General features: G+C 45.2%; 12 protein-coding genes and 1 other RNA gene. 7 read left to right on the top strand and 6 right to left on the bottom strand.

The window, feature by feature from the left end; genetic code table 11:
• The first annotated feature begins 368 nt into the window (after window positions 1-368).
• Window positions 369-509, top strand: coding sequence for a class IIb bacteriocin, lactobin A/cerein 7B family (locus BAE46_RS14300; protein ID WP_006006569.1), 141 nt, complete (start codon window positions 369-371; stop codon window positions 507-509).
• Window positions 510-531: 22 nt separating this feature from the next.
• On the top strand, window positions 532-714 hold the full coding sequence (locus BAE46_RS05450; RefSeq protein ID WP_070111920.1) for a hypothetical protein: 183 nt from the start codon (window positions 532-534) through the stop codon (window positions 712-714).
• A 582-nt stretch (window positions 715-1,296) separates the two neighbouring features.
• On the opposite strand, the gene BAE46_RS05440 is transcribed toward BAE46_RS05450, so the two are convergent.
• The gene (locus tag BAE46_RS05440; protein WP_070111918.1) at window positions 1,297-2,334 is read right to left on the bottom strand and encodes a cysteine synthase A; all 1,038 of its coding nucleotides are present in this window, start codon (window positions 2,332-2,334) and stop codon (window positions 1,297-1,299) included.
• Window positions 2,335-2,607: 273 nt separating this feature from the next.
• Window positions 2,608-2,760, bottom strand: coding sequence for a hypothetical protein (locus tag BAE46_RS14755; protein ID WP_158309274.1), 153 nt, complete (start codon window positions 2,758-2,760; stop codon window positions 2,608-2,610).
• 494 nt (window positions 2,761-3,254) lie between these two features.
• On the opposite strand from BAE46_RS14755, the gene BAE46_RS05430 reads away from it, so the two are divergent.
• From BAE46_RS05430 to BAE46_RS05420, 3 genes are all read left to right on the top strand, one after another.
• On the top strand, window positions 3,255-4,361 hold the full coding sequence (locus BAE46_RS05430; RefSeq protein WP_070111917.1) for an efflux RND transporter periplasmic adaptor subunit: 1,107 nt from the start codon (window positions 3,255-3,257) through the stop codon (window positions 4,359-4,361).
• The gene (locus BAE46_RS05425; protein WP_070111916.1) at window positions 4,361-7,465 is read left to right on the top strand and encodes an efflux RND transporter permease subunit; all 3,105 of its coding nucleotides are present in this window, start codon (window positions 4,361-4,363) and stop codon (window positions 7,463-7,465) included. Before BAE46_RS05430 ends, BAE46_RS05425 begins: the two co-directional genes overlap by 1 nt.
• Before the next feature lie 170 nt (window positions 7,466-7,635).
• On the top strand, window positions 7,636-8,937 hold the full coding sequence (locus BAE46_RS05420; RefSeq protein ID WP_006006555.1) for a DEAD/DEAH box helicase: 1,302 nt from the start codon (window positions 7,636-7,638) through the stop codon (window positions 8,935-8,937).
• Between the two features lie 17 nt (window positions 8,938-8,954).
• Here the strand turns inward: BAE46_RS05420 and BAE46_RS05415 are convergent, their stop codons facing one another.
• From BAE46_RS05415 to BAE46_RS05400, 4 genes are all read right to left on the bottom strand, one after another.
• On the bottom strand, window positions 8,955-9,854 hold the full coding sequence (locus tag BAE46_RS05415; protein WP_006006554.1) for a DapH/DapD/GlmU-related protein: 900 nt from the start codon (window positions 9,852-9,854) through the stop codon (window positions 8,955-8,957).
• Between the two features lie 93 nt (window positions 9,855-9,947).
• Complete coding sequence (locus tag BAE46_RS05410) at window positions 9,948-11,201, bottom strand: UbiH/UbiF/VisC/COQ6 family ubiquinone biosynthesis hydroxylase (protein WP_006006553.1); 1,254 nt, start codon at window positions 11,199-11,201, stop codon at window positions 9,948-9,950.
• Between the two features lie 43 nt (window positions 11,202-11,244).
• Window positions 11,245-12,588, bottom strand: a complete 1,344-nt coding sequence (pepP, locus tag BAE46_RS05405) for a Xaa-Pro aminopeptidase (protein WP_006006552.1) — start codon at window positions 12,586-12,588, stop codon at window positions 11,245-11,247.
• Between the two features lie 103 nt (window positions 12,589-12,691).
• Complete coding sequence (locus BAE46_RS05400; protein ID WP_006006551.1) at window positions 12,692-13,273, bottom strand: UPF0149 family protein; 582 nt, start codon at window positions 13,271-13,273, stop codon at window positions 12,692-12,694.
• A gap of 243 nt (window positions 13,274-13,516) precedes the next feature.
• Between BAE46_RS05400 and ssrS the strand changes: the two genes are divergently transcribed.
• Both ssrS and BAE46_RS05390 read left to right on the top strand, forming a co-directional pair.
• Window positions 13,517-13,700: non-coding RNA, 6S RNA (ssrS, locus tag BAE46_RS05395), on the top strand.
• A gap of 92 nt (window positions 13,701-13,792) precedes the next feature.
• Window positions 13,793-14,698 (top strand): ribokinase, encoded by a 906-nt coding sequence (locus BAE46_RS05390; RefSeq protein ID WP_006006550.1) that lies wholly within the window; start codon window positions 13,793-13,795, stop codon window positions 14,696-14,698.
• Window positions 14,699-14,726 lie beyond the last annotated feature (28 nt).

The raw sequence follows: 14,726 nt of genomic DNA, 5'->3' as shown, positions 1-14,726 counted from the left end.
AATACCTACCGCCTCCTGTTTATTTAAATATTTTTTGTACGGCAACTAATCTGCCACAAGGGTTTACTTATACTTACGACTCAGTTTCAGTTTCAGTTTCAGTTTCAGACTTTACAATATTCAGAATAGGTTTACGTGTGTAATCTCGTGGGTTTAGAGGCCCTTTGAGTTTTAAACATTAATTCAAACATACAGATTGGGCTTTAATATAAACACAACTTAGGTACAGGTGAAAATATTCACATAACGCACTACTATTTGTCTAGCGAGCTGTTCTACAACTTTATGGAAACTCGCTACGCACTATTGTTAAATACAAAGTGCATAATGGTCAATAACTTAAAATATCAAACACAAGGAAATACAAAGTGAATGCGTTAAACGTAAACGAACTTGCCAACGTGAATGGTGGTCTAGTGCCATTTTTTGTAGCTTTCGCACTTTATGGCGAAATAGCGGTTTTTACCGCAACATTTAGCGGTATTGCAACTTATAACGCGATTAGATAACAACCAGTAAAGGAGTACGAAAATGAAAGAATTAACGTTAATTGAAACACATGAAACAAGTGGTGGCTTAATTTGGTTCGCCCCCTTAGCTGTTACCTTATTTGCACCCACTTCTATGTCGGCTAGCGGTATTGCCGCCGCTTTTGGAATAGGAGCAGGTGCAGGTATGTTAATTGGTTCTGGTATGGCTATATTTATTGACTAACAAAACACCTTAGGAGTATGGGCGAAAATAACGCCCATTTTTTAAACACCATGAAACTTTCAGTTATTGCTAGTTTAGTTTGCTTATCTGTTTGTCTGGTTTTGGGTTCAGCGTATTTACTTGTAAATCAGATTATCGCGCTTAGTGACACTGATAGTAGATTAGCGATGAACCTTATTCTATGCCTAACTGCTTTTGCTTTTTCCACTACGTGTCTATTAGGTATATTTCTCAACAGAAAATGGGGCCTGTACGTTTTTTTATCTTTCATTTTTTTATTTACAGGGATTTATATACAGGCAAGAATAGACATAAATGGTAGCTTAATTTCAGTCGACCTATTTGTTATTTCTGGTGCGCTGATCATCTTCGCGCTAGTATTACCGGTTATATATCAGCTAAAAACAAACTGCATATTTACCCGCAACCAAGATAACAGCCAGCACTAAATAGATTAATAAAAATAAAGTGTAATCGACTGTGGTTCAACTCATAGAAATAAACCGTTGCCAAACCCTGTCGAGTTATTTAAAAGCGCGGATTGGGCGTTAAACAAAGTCATCTACTTCGTTTAACGCACATTTACACGCTCACGACATTATTCATAGCTTGCGCTTTATAACGTTCAAACAAAGCGTTGATGTCTGGGTTAGGCTGAGATAAGTTTTTTTCATTTAAGAAGTCTGGGTTGTAAAGCTTTGAATAAGAACGTTCTCCTGCGTCACAAGCAAAGGTAACTATGGTCTTACCGGGACCTGATGCCGCTGCCGCTCGTAGTGCTCCAGCAACGTTAAGTGCAGAACTGCTGCCAAGCACAATAGCATCGTTTTTTGCCAAATAATGTGCAACAGTAATTAAATCAACATCGGGTAAATTGACCGCATAATCTATTTTGGCCTGACGGAAATTATCGACGGTGCGCATAATACCGATGCCCTCGGTAAATGAACTGCCCTGCGACTTATATTCTTTATTTTTTAAAAAGTTGTATATGCCAGAGCCATCGGGATCAATAAGCCATGCTTTCACCTTAACATTTTGCTGTTTGAGATAGCCTGAATTTCCAGCAATGGTTCCACCCGTGCCGCAAACGGATACGATGGCGTCAATTTTCCCTTCAGTTTGTTCCCAAATCTCTGGTCCTGTATTGATGTAGTGAGCACGATAATTACTTAAGTTTTCAAATTGATTTGCCCACCAGTGATCTGCATTTTCTTCACCAATCCGTTTAGCGGTATGATAAAAATGAGCAGGATTTTTAAATGGGCAAGGGTCAACTAACATCAGTTGTGCACCGTGCAGGCGAATTAAGCGTTCCTTTTCGATAGTTTGGCCTTTGGGCATAACCACTTTGAGTTTATAACCAAGCGTTTTAGCCACAATGGCAAGTCCAATACCGGTGTTACCGGCAGTGCCTTCAATTATCGTCATGCCTGACTTTAATTGGCCTTTTTCTTGCGCATCTAGAACCATCTGCAGGGCAGCCCGGTCTTTGATTGAGCCGCCTGGATTTTGATACTCGCATTTTACGTAAATATTGCAGCCGGTGAGCGCTGATAATGACTCTATTTTGAGCAGATCGGTATTGCCCACCATTTCATTTAAGTTATTCGCACGCATACCAATTGCTACCTCTGTTTACATATCTACTACCAAGTTAACATATTGGGACAAGGATCAAATCATATAGAAAAAATAAACATTAACCCGCCAAATGACTTGGGCTGATGCAAGAATGAAAACACAGATATTAAGTAACTTCATCATTAATCAAACGCTAACTAAATTAAGTGGGCTCAAAGAGACACGACAGGGGTAACGATTCTTCGGGGCGTAAGACAAGCAGGGGAAACGACGTTACTTCAAAAATTAGCCGATAGCTTGCTCTATATTTCATTCACTAACAATTAGGTTCTCCAACACCGATATGTTTCTCAGCAGCGCAACTTGTCCTTGCAAATAATAGTTACGCGCTAATTGCGCAAGCTGCCGCCAAAGTTTTGAATCATTTGGAGAGTTGTCTAGCACCTGATTTATAAGATGCATTGCCTGCTCGTTTGCCAGTGAATTGATAAACGCAAACAATAATCCTATTCATCTTATACGACATCGAATGGTGGCAAAACGCTGAACTTCTAGATAAGGGCAGTGACATTTTAACAGCAACTCTCTCTCCACAAATACGTCACTCTCAATTAAGGATCGCAACGCCATTAATTTAAATACATCCTATACTTTAGCCTAATAACTTTAGTGATTTTTATCTCTTCATGTGCTAGTTTGACCCTCTAGCACCCGTGGCATGGGCGGTGTAAAATACACGCTTAAAGACGCCATTGTGTTCGACGCAAAAGCATTGCTTAAAGATGTTCGTGTAATGGTTGAAACCGCTAAGCAAAATGATGATTAAAATAATGTAATCGAATTGGCTCGCTGTTTAGCCTAATAAAGTGATCACTTTACGTTACTAAAGTGTTACAACTAGCAATTGTAAGCGTAATAGCACCGGTTTGTATAACGGTTAATAATATGGAAGTAGCATGTCTACAACACGTTTTTTGTCACCTTTATTTGGCACTATTTTAGCCTTAGCGTTTTTTCTTTTGTCACCCCAAGCATCAGCACAATGGGGCGCTGGCGGGGATCGTCCCAAACTTGTGGTGGTAGAGCGCTTAAGCTTTGAATACGAAACAACCAATATTGAGGCAGTTGGAACCGCGCAGGCAAAGCGCTCAGTAATTATTTTCCCCAGCGTGTCTGACGCGGTCACTAGCGTAAACTTTGTGCCTGGCCAATCGGTGAAAAAAGGTGATGTATTAATATCCATAGACAGCCGTCTGCAAGAGATAGACATGAAACGCACGCTGATTCAATTACAAAGCGCCCAGCGTAACTTTAGCCGCGTTCAGCAAAGTGTCGAGAAAGGCGCCGTTACCCAGCTTGAACTAGACGACGCCAAAACAACACTGAAATTAGCAGAGGTAGCCTATGAGGAAGCCAAGGAAAATAAAGAAGACCGTTTAGTGCGCGCTCCTTTTAGCGGTGTTGTTGGCTTTACCGACGTTGAGGTGGGCGATCGTATTTCACAGCAAACGCAAATAACCACCATAGACGATCGTGAATCCTTGTTAGTTAACTTTGCCGCACCTGAACTTGCCGTTGCTTATCTAATGGAAAAACCCGACGTAAGCCTGCAGCCATGGACCGACAGAAATACCAATCTTAATGCGAAAATATCCGAATTAGATTCGCGCGTAAACACCCAAGACAGAACCATAAGAGTACGCGCCTTGCTCGAAAATGAATTTGACCAATACCGACCCGGTATGAGTTTCAGAGTCACTTTAAGCGTGCGCGGCCAGCGCTATGTCGCTATTCCTGAAGCAGCCTTGTCGTGGGGCGCAAACGGCGCATTTGTGTGGCTAGCGCACGAAAATAAATCCAAACGGGTGCAGGTGTCGGTGCAGCAGCGCCTGCGCGGTCGAATACTCGTATCAGGTGACTTAAGTGACGGTGAGATACTCATAGTTGAAGGCATTCAAAGCCTGCGCGATGGCCAAATGTTAAACATACAAAACCCTCGTGACATAGGCCTACCAGACGCGAATGTCAGCAACGCTTCAGCTGAACAAGAGGCTGCAGGCTGATGTTTAAAAACTCGCTGTTTAAGGATGATTTACCCTCGCTTTCGATCCGCCGCCCAGTACTAATACTGGTATTGAATTTACTCATTGTCATTGCTGGCATCGCCGCACTTTATGGCTTAGAAGTGCGCGAACTGCCCGACGTTGACCGACCTATTATTACGGTGTCGGCCAATTACCCGGGCGCAGCGCCAGAAACAGTCGACTCAGAAGTCACTAGTCGCCTAGAAGGCGCGGTAGCAAGAGTCAGCGGCGTAAAATCGATTAATGCAAGCAGTGAAGAAGGCAACAGCCGAATTAGGGTGGAGTTTCGCCCCGGTGTCAATATTGAAGATGCCGCTAATGAAACGCGTGAGTCGGTTGCCAGGATTGAACGCAGACTGCCTGATGAAGTAGAACAAGTGGCTATTATCAAGGCCGACAACGACGCTCAAGGCGTCGTTAACATCGCTATTTCAAGCGAAAAATACGATTTAGAAACCCTCACAGACATTGTTGAGACCGACGTAGCGCCGCTTTTTTTGAACATACCCGGCGTAGCAGATGTGAACTTAGACGGTGACCGCCAGCGAGTGCTGCGAGTAAGCGTAGACAATCTTCGCTTAACCAGCTTTCAACTGTCTATGTCTGATGTAGCAGCCGCGCTTGCCACTGCTCCCTTTGACGTGCCCGCAGGCAGTATTCGCTCTACCGATCAACAGCTTATCGTGCGCGCTGACGCCACCTCAATCAGCGAGCAAGACGTGCGCGAAATTGTCGTTGACGGCGACATCCGCATTGGCGACGTTGCCAACGTATATTTTGGACCTGCTGATTTGCGCAGTATCGTGCGCTTAAATGGCACCCCTGTTATAGGCCTTGGCATTATTCGGCAAGCACGTTCAAATACCATCGAAATTTCTGATGAAGTATTGCGCATGGTAGAAAGTTTGCGCGAACGCTTTCCCGACCTAGAAATGACCGTAACCTCAGACGACGCCGAATTTATTCGCGATTCGGTAGACGAGGTATTACAGTCATTGCTGTTCACAATTGTGTTGGTCATTTTGACACTTTGGGTATTCATAGGGAAGTTTAGGGCGACACTTATTCCCGCTCTAGCTATTCCTGTTTCACTTATAGGGTCATTGGCGCTGCTGTGGGCTTTCGGCTTTTCTATTAATATTTTGACCTTACTAGCGCTAGTGCTTGCAACAGGCCTTATAGTGGATGACGCCATAGTGGTGTCAGAAAACATTCAGCGCCGCCGCGCCGCTGGCATGGGTGCTCGTGCAGCAGCTGTTATTGGCACACGCGAGGTCTTTTTTGCAGTAGTAGCTACCACAGCAGTATTAGTCGCCGTATTTGTGCCTATTGCCTTTTTACCCTCTACAGCGGGGCGCTTGTTCAGGGAGTTTGGCGGTGTACTAGCTGGCAGTGTTATTATATCGTCTTTTGTTGCCTTATCGTTAGTGCCGGCCCTTACGGCAAAAATACCCGCTATTGATATGGAAAAGCAAAAGAAACCAAGCATACTGAGTCGTTTTGGCACTGCCTGCGTCAATGGCTACGAACGTGCCCTGCATTTTGTACTGAAATTTTCAGTGCCCGTTGTGGTAGTGTGCTTAATAATAGGCACAGGTTCGTATTTTGTCTTCAACACATTAGAAAATGAGCTTTTACCTACCGAAGATAGGGGCGTAGTGCGTATATTTGCGCGCGGACCCGACGGCACCGGCGTGAACTTTATGGATCGTCAAGCACTAAAAACAGAAGAACTGCTGCTGCCAAATATTAATCAAGGCGAGATTGCCTCAATTTACACCGTAGTGGGCAGGTGGGACCCAAACATTTTATTTATTACTGTGCCTTTAGTGAATTGGGAAGACCGAGAACGCTCGCAGCAAGAAATTATTGACGAGCTTAGACCCATGCTGTCGCAGGTAGCTGGGGCGCCAGGTCGCGCCTTTGGTGGCAATAGTTTGAACTTGCGTGGCTTTGGCGGAGGCTTTGAAATGGCACTCACCGGCGACAGCTACACAGAAATCTACGAAGCTGCACTCGCTTTTGCTAAAAACATTGAAGATAAAATGCCGCAGTTAGGCCGCGTAGAGATAGAGTATGAGCCCAACCAGCCGCAGCTTCGCGTTAATATAGACAGACGCAGAGCAGAAGAACTAGGTGTTGCCTTTAGTGATATATCGCGCGTGCTTCGCGCCGCTATTAACGGCGACGATATAGTCGACTTAAACGTGGGCGACCAGGCTGTTCCCATCATATTACAGACCAACAATCGCAATATGCTTGACCCCTCCAGCCTACTTAACTTGTATGTAGGCTCCAATACCGGCTCTCTTGTACCGCTGTCTTCTGTTGCTTATGTAACAGAAGAAGGCGTTGCCGCAGAGCTTGAACGCCATGCTCAGCGTCGTGCCATTGAACTTGAAATGGACTTGCCCGCACAAGTGAGTATTGAAGAAGCCGTAAACGGTATAAGGCAAATAGCGAACGACACACTTCCCGCGGGGATTGGCGTGGTGTTTTTAGGTGAGGCACAAACCTTCCAAGAAACCAACCAAGAGGTTATGCTTACCTACGTACTCGCATTTTTAATCGTACTGCTAGTATTAGCGGCGCAGTTTGAAAGCTTCAACAGTGCCTTTGTGGTTATGCTGACCGTACCCTTTGGCATAGCCGCTGCTATATACGCGCTATATTTCACGGGCACTTCGGTTAATATATACTCGCAAATTGGCTTGGTCATGCTAATTGGCCTGTTAGCGAAAAACTCAATACTGCTGGTAGAATTTGCTAACCAGCTGCGCGATAAAGGCATGGACATTAAAGAGGCAATAATAGAAGCTGGTAAAGTCAGGCTTCGGCCAATTATGATGACCTTGGTGTCTACTATATTAGGTGGCCTACCGTTAATATTGTCAACCGGCGCGGGCGCTGAAGCGCGTAATGCTATTGGCTGGGTTGTGTTTGGTGGCTTGGGTTTGGCCGTCGTGTTCACACTGTTCTTAACGCCGGTGCTGTATTATGCCTTTGCCCGCTTTAGTAAGCCAAAGGCCGATGAAGCCAATCGCCTAAACAACGAGCTTGAAGCGGCGCAGCGGCATATTTAGTGAGATATGGGAGTGGCGCTTAAAAAAGAGTCACTTATTCTCACAAAAACCGCTTAAATGCTGTATATTGCGCATTCATTTTTGAGTGTAGTAGCCGTTAACTTAGCTTTTATACCATCAAAAACCTAAATTACTGCCACATTGTTGCAACACTGCTACACAGGACACCCATGAAATTTTCAACTTTAGATTTAGCCGAGCCTCTTCAAAAAGCCATTAACGCCTGCGCATACGTAGACATGACGCCGGTACAAGAACAAACTATACCACCTGCCAGACGCGGCCAAGATTTGCTTGTACACGCGCAAACTGGCACCGGAAAAACAGCCGCGTTCGCCCTGCCTATACTGCAGCAAATACTCGACACCCCTAAAGACACTATTTCATGTAGCCCACGCGCGCTCATTTTAACGCCCACGCGAGAATTAGCTGAGCAACTTGCAGGCGCATTTCTGCGCTATGCACAGTTTACCGATATAAGCGTGACGGCCATGTACGGCGGTGTAAAAATGGGCGGGCAAACCAGCAAACTTAAAGTAGGCACCGACATTCTAATTGCTACGCCAGGTCGCTTGCTAGAACATATGTCGCTAAACAATGTCACTTTAGCCAACGCTGAATTCATTGTGCTAGATGAAGCCGATCGTATGTTAGATATGGGCTTTATTAGCGACGTAAACAATATTATGAGCCACGCTGCCAAAAAGCGGCAAACCTTGCTGTATTCAGCCACAAGCTCTGCGGCAGTGAATGAGCTATGCCATAAAATACTCACCAACCATAAAGAAGTGAGGGTGAGTAAACTCAACTCCACAGCGTACACCGTTAATCACATTATGTATCCGGTTGAAGAGTCGAAAAAAGTCAACTTGTTCAAAACCTTGCTAAGAGAAGAAAACTGGTTTCAGGTGCTAGTGTTTACCAGCACCAAAGAACAGGCGGACCGATTAATGGCCGCCCTTAAGCAAAGTAAAATTGACGCCGCGGTGTGCCACGGTGACAAGAGCCAAGGCTCTCGCCGACGCGCGCTAGCTGATTTCAAGTCAGCTAAACTTCAAGTACTCATTGCCACCGAAGTAGCCGCACGCGGAATCGATATTCAAGGCCTAGACTATGTAGTGAACTACAACCTGCCCTATTTGCCAGAAGACTACGTGCATCGAATTGGCCGCACCGGTCGCGCGGGCAGTTCAGGCAATGCCATCTCTTTTGTGAGCAGAGAAGAAGAGCGCACCGTTAATCGGATTGAATCGCTTATTGGCGCGCCTATTAAACGCGTTATTAAGAAAGGCTTTGAAGTGAGCGACAGAGTAAGCTTACTAAAGAGTATTTCTAAAAACCGCCGCCCCAGTAAAACAAACAAAGCAAGCAACACTGACATAGGCGCTGACAGCCCAAAAACTCGCAAGCCTTCTAAACCGAGTAAAGCAAAAACCAAACCCAGTACAAAAGCTAAGCGCAATAAAACCTGAAAAGTGCCTAGTCTAACTTAGTCGTTACTATGTAAGCTGTCGTTCAAACCGCCCCATTTTGATGCGTCAGTCACAATAGCTTCCACCACACCGGTTTGGCTGTTTCTACGAAATAGCAAACCCGACATACCCGACAGTGCTCTTGCTGCAACTACTTCACCGTCAGGTGTTTTGACTTTAGTACCGGCAGTTACATATAAGCCTGCCTCAACAATGCACTCATCGCCCAGCGATATCCCAATACCCGCGTTAGCGCCCACGAGGCTTCTTTCGCCAATTGAATTGATTTGTTTTCCACCGCCTGAAAGCGTACCCATAATGGATGCTCCGGCGCCAATATCAGAGTTTTTTCCTACCACTACGCCCGGAGTAACTCTGCCTTCCACCATAGACTCGCCTAGAGTACCCGCGTTGAAGTTAACAAAGCCCTCATGCATCACCGTTGTGCCCGAAGACAAGTGCGCGCCTAACCTAACGCGATCGGCATCGCCAATTCTTACGCCCGGCGGAATAACATAGTCGGTCATGCGCGGAAATTTATCGATAGATGTTACGGCAAGCTGGTGGTGTTCGTCGGCAATTAGGCTACGAAGTTCGTCAACTCGGGTAGGCAATACAGGGCCAGCTGAGGTCCATGCGACGTTGTTAAGCAAACCAAAAATACCCTCTAAGTTCTGCTCATTGGGCTTTACTTGGCATTCCGAGAGCAAGTGCAAGCGCAAGTAAGCCTCTTCTGCACTTTTCGCAGGCTGGTCTAAGGACTCGATTTCTACCGTGACAAAGTCACTTTTAACTATACCTACCTTGTGTGCAAGACAGCTTCTTAAGTGGCGTTTGTTGTCACGGGCAAACCAAACGTCTATGGTTTTGCCACTTAGCGAGTCTGAATAACGGTGTCCTATGCGACTAATTTTCATTTTTTACCTTTCTAATACTGAATTTAAATGTCGGGATTCATATGGTGAATAAATAAAGGGTAATACACTTAACGCCCCAAGGGCACAGAAAAATCATCCCATCGCTTGGGCGATGAAAAATGCTTTTACGCCGGGCAGTTTATTAGCGCCTAACAAACCTACGTTTCTAATTAGTTTTTTAAATGCCTGTTCTCCATCAAAGAGGCGTTTAAAACCTTCCATAGTGGCAATGACTTTCATCGCTTCAGCTTTACGACAGCGTTCGTATTTGCGCAGCATGCCTACCTCGCCTAAACTGTCTTTGTGCTTTGCCACAATGTCTAAGAGGGTAAGCACATCGCTTATGCCCAAATTAGCGCCTTGTCCTGCCAATGGATGAATGGTGTGAGCAGCATCGCCTATTATGGCCACGTGCTTGCATGTCCATTTATTGGCGTAGCGCATGCGCAATGGGAAATCAACCCGCGGTGTATTTAAAGTAACGCTGCCGTAGTGATTATTGATCGCAACTTGTAGCGCCTTTTCAAATTCCGCGTCGTTTAAATCCATCAACTTTGCCGCCTGATTGCTTTGCTGCGAAAATACTATAGACGACTGATGCGGATCGCTCAGCGGTAAAAAAGCTAAGGGGCCAAAAGGCGTAAAGGCTTGGCGCGCTGTATTTCCATGAGCGTACTGCGTGCTTACGTTCGCCACAATACCGTGGTGATCATAATCCCAAAAGGTATGCGTAAAACCAAAGCTTGAGCGCACCTTACTGTTGGCCCCATCGGCGCCGACTAACAATTTGGCCGATGCGTGAAAAGCCTCTGCTTTATTTGGCTCTATGAGCAGCGACGCACCCGATTCGTTTGTATGTAAGTCACTTGCTTTAGCATTAAAATAGCAGTCAGCGTTGGCGTAATGGGTAAGCTGCTCAAACAAAGCCGCGTTTATGACCTCATTTTCAATAATATGTCCTAGCGCTAGCTTGGGTGTACCCATGGTGGGCACTGAGTGAGTATCAAATGCAATCTCACCAAAGCCATCTGTGTCCCATACATGCATGTGGGTGTATGGCTGCATTCGCGCAATCTTATCCCATACGTCTAGATCTTTTAATAGTGCTTCGCTGGCACTACTAATCGCGCTTACTCTGGCGTTAAATACAGGTGCTTTATCGCCTTTAATAGGTTTTGGCTGTTTTGGCTGTTTGCCAGCGTCTACCAGCACAACTTTTAGCGACTGCTTGGCCAAGCCAATAGCCAAGGTTAGCCCAACAATGCCTGCCCCAATAATGATAACATCGTATTGTATAGCGCCTTTTAAGGGGGCTAAATAGGCTTGTGAAACCACTTTTTTACTCAAACTCTTGTGTCCTGTCATTAGATTTAGTGCGGATTAATACGGTTTAGCGTGATTTAACACTATTTTGCGCCATATGCGCTTCAATATCTTCAATGCGTTTAGGCACATTGCGTGTTAACACTTCATTCCCACTGCGGGTAATCACAATATTGTCTTCTATTCTTACCCCAATGCCTTTGTACTTTTCTGGCACATTTGCTTTTTTGCTAACATAAATACCCGGCTCTACGGTCATTACCATGCCAGCTTCGAGTAGTCTGTCATGCCCATTTTCTTTGTAATTCCCCACATCATGTACATCTAGGCCTAAGTAGTGCCCTAAACCGTGCATAAAGTAGGCTTTGTAAGCCTCCTCTTCGATACAGGTGTTTAGTTCACCCTTGAGTATACCTAAGTCGAGCAAACCTTGCGTGATCATAATTACTGCGCTTTTCATCACCTCAGCAATAGTGCGACCCGGTACAAGCTGGCTTATGCTGCTTAACTGGGTTGACAGCACAATGTTGTAAAGCTCTTTTTGGGCCTCGCTAAATCGCCCATTCACGGGAAAAGTACGGGTTATATCGGCGGCATATCCTTGAAATTCACTGCCTGCATCAATTAACACAAGATCACCGTCGGCCAAGGCATCTTTGTTTTCAACATAGTGCAAAATACACGCATTTTCACCGCCGCCCACTATGCTGTTATAGGCAGCATGGCGAGCGCCATGCATGGCAAAAGTGTATAATATGGTCGCCTCTAGCTGATACTCAAATACCCCAGGCTTGCATAAGGTCATGGCGGCCTTGTGAGCGGCGCATGATATGTCGGCGCTTTGCTGCATTAGGGCAATTTCTTGCGGAGACTTTATGACGCGCATTGCATGAATAAAACGACTCACATCGACTATTGATGCAGGCGCTTGCTTTGACTGTTTAGGCGCGTGCTTGCATACGCTCATGGCGCATTGCACAATGTCATCTGAGGGTAAGTTGTCACCTAGTGCGTAATATAAATAGTCGTGTCCGTCTAGCATGTCGGGTAATATTTCGTCTATGTCGTCAACGCAGTATGCGGCGTCAAGTAAAAGCGCCCGAGGGGCATCGCTTATGCCGAGTCTGCGCCCGTGCCATATCTCGGCGAAGTCATCTTTTGGACGCAAAAACAAGGCCGTGTGGGGCGTTGAGGCGTGAGTCGAACTATTCGATAGGACTAAAAAACAGTCTGGTTCATTAAACCCCGTTAAGTAATAAAAATCACTATTTTGCCTAAATGAATATTCAGTATCATTGCTGCGAACGGTCTCTTGTGCACTCGGTATTATGACAATAGCGTTTGTCTTTAAGTTACGTAAAAGGCGCAAACGTCTTGCTTCATATTGCGCCGTGTCTATGACTACATTCATGCGTATTCTCTTTTGGGCAACGTTTGTACGATACATACGCTGCTTGTTATATCTTAGCTTATAAAGTCTTTACTATCAGTAATCTTGGGTGAAAAAGACTTACTTAATGCACCGATGGTGACTCGTGTTTAGAATCAATTATCGACTTGCCGAGTTCATTAAAGCACAGCATGGCACCTATTCGCACATATTCAAGGACTTCAAAAAGTGCCCGCTCTGACTCCTCGCTAGCTTCCATCTCTTCATCAAGTTTGACTATGTCGCTGAAATCTTCTAGCGCTTCTTTGGTCTCGGGCGAACAAGCGGTAAGATCGTTTTGATGAAGGGCGAAGCCGAGTAAAAATCCTTGCACCCAATTAACAAAAGCACTGCCGCGCTCATTTATAGGGGTACTATCGTGGGGCAGACATAGGGTTAAGGCAAAGTCTGCTTCAATCAACTCTTGGCATATTCTATCAAACATTTTTTCAATTAAAGACTGCGCTTCAGGCGGTATTACCTCACCTTGATGAATAACATCGGCAAGCGCTTCAATCCATTCTTGGTCGTCAATGTTCATACCGCCTGCCAGCATGCCGCATAAAATGCCGTGGACTTCTGCTGCATCCACAATGATATTGTGCTTTTTAAGCACCTCAGTTACGGTATCGTAGTGTAACGTGGCCGTTAATTCTTGATTGGTCAAAAGTGACTACCTCGCTGTGAAAATGCTTAATTCGTTGATGTGCATCGTAGCAAAGGGCGGGCAATTTTGAAACTAAAGTTAACGCGATAATGCCACAGCACTGGCAAGCTTTTTGCTAAGGACCGCTTTGTGAGTGAATATCACTTCACACCGCTTTTAACTCAGCTTAGTTTGTTGTAATATTCACACCAGTGGAAGCAACAAGCAGCAAGTAACGCTGATTGTACTGCCATTAACATCCTATGCTTCCTGGAATGTTTGCATGTGCGTTTCATGTTCCTGGCCGATGCTATAACCTAAGGAAGTTGACTCTATTGCTATTGCGCAAGCTCGACATGTATCGAGAAGCCTACGGCAGTGATGATACATCCGCCGTGTCCTATTCGGCACACGGACGAAAAACGTAAAGCGGCATTTTGGGAAGCACCACTTTTTGAAACTGATTGAGTGAATTAATCATCACAATACTCATGCTCAACGGTTACCACACAACATTGTTATCCGTATTTAGGAGTTGTCATGGCGGTTATTAACTTTGGCTCAATTAATATTGACCATATTTATACAGTTCCTCATTTTGTAAGCCCTGGCGAAACCTTATCTTCTTCACATTATCACAGCGTGCTTGGCGGCAAAGGCGCTAATCAATCTATTGCCTGTGCTCTTGCCAACTGCGAGGTAAAGCACGTTGGCGCGGTGCATAAGAACGATGCACCTTTTGTTGATATTTTACACACCGCTGGTGTAAACACCGACTTTATCGATCAACAAAGCAATACCGCTACAGGGCACGCTATTATTCAGGTAAACAGCGAAGGCGAAAATGCCATTGTCCTTTTTGCTGGCGCCAATCATCAGCTTAGCTCAGTGCGAATAGACAGCATACTTAACAACGCTGGCAAAAACGACTGGGTCTTATTGCAAAACGAAACCAACGCCATTGGCGACATTATCGACAAAGCCGCTGCGCGTGGTTTACTTATTGCCTTTAACCCTGCACCCATGACACCAAATATTGCTGCCTTAGCGCTTGATAAAATAAGTCTGTTGTTTGTTAATGAAGTGGAAGCAATGCAGCTGACGCAAACCACCACGATTGATGATGCTTGCGTTGCCTTGCACAATAAATACCCCAACACAAAAGTTATTTTAACACTTGGCAAAGCCGGCGTTAAATACATGCACAAGGGCCATGAACGCGTCGTTTCAGGTTTTAACGTTAATGCGCTTGATACCACCGCCGCAGGCGATACTTTTACCGGCTATTTTTTAGCGACCTACATTAAAAATGAAGCCGCTGGCATAAGCGACCCAGAACTTGCACTAAAAACAGCTTGCGCAGCGGCGGCGCTTTGCGTGACCAAGTCTGGCGCGGCTCCGTCCATTCCAAGTGCCAGTGAAGTTGCTCAATTTTTAGCTGAATAAGCCAAAAATTACCCACAAAACCTTTTTG

It is taken from the genome of Glaciecola punicea (genome assembly GCF_001756615.1).
Classification (GTDB): Bacteria; Pseudomonadota; Gammaproteobacteria; order Enterobacterales; family Alteromonadaceae; genus Glaciecola; species Glaciecola punicea.
This window is presented reverse-complemented; position numbering and strand designations above follow the sequence as displayed.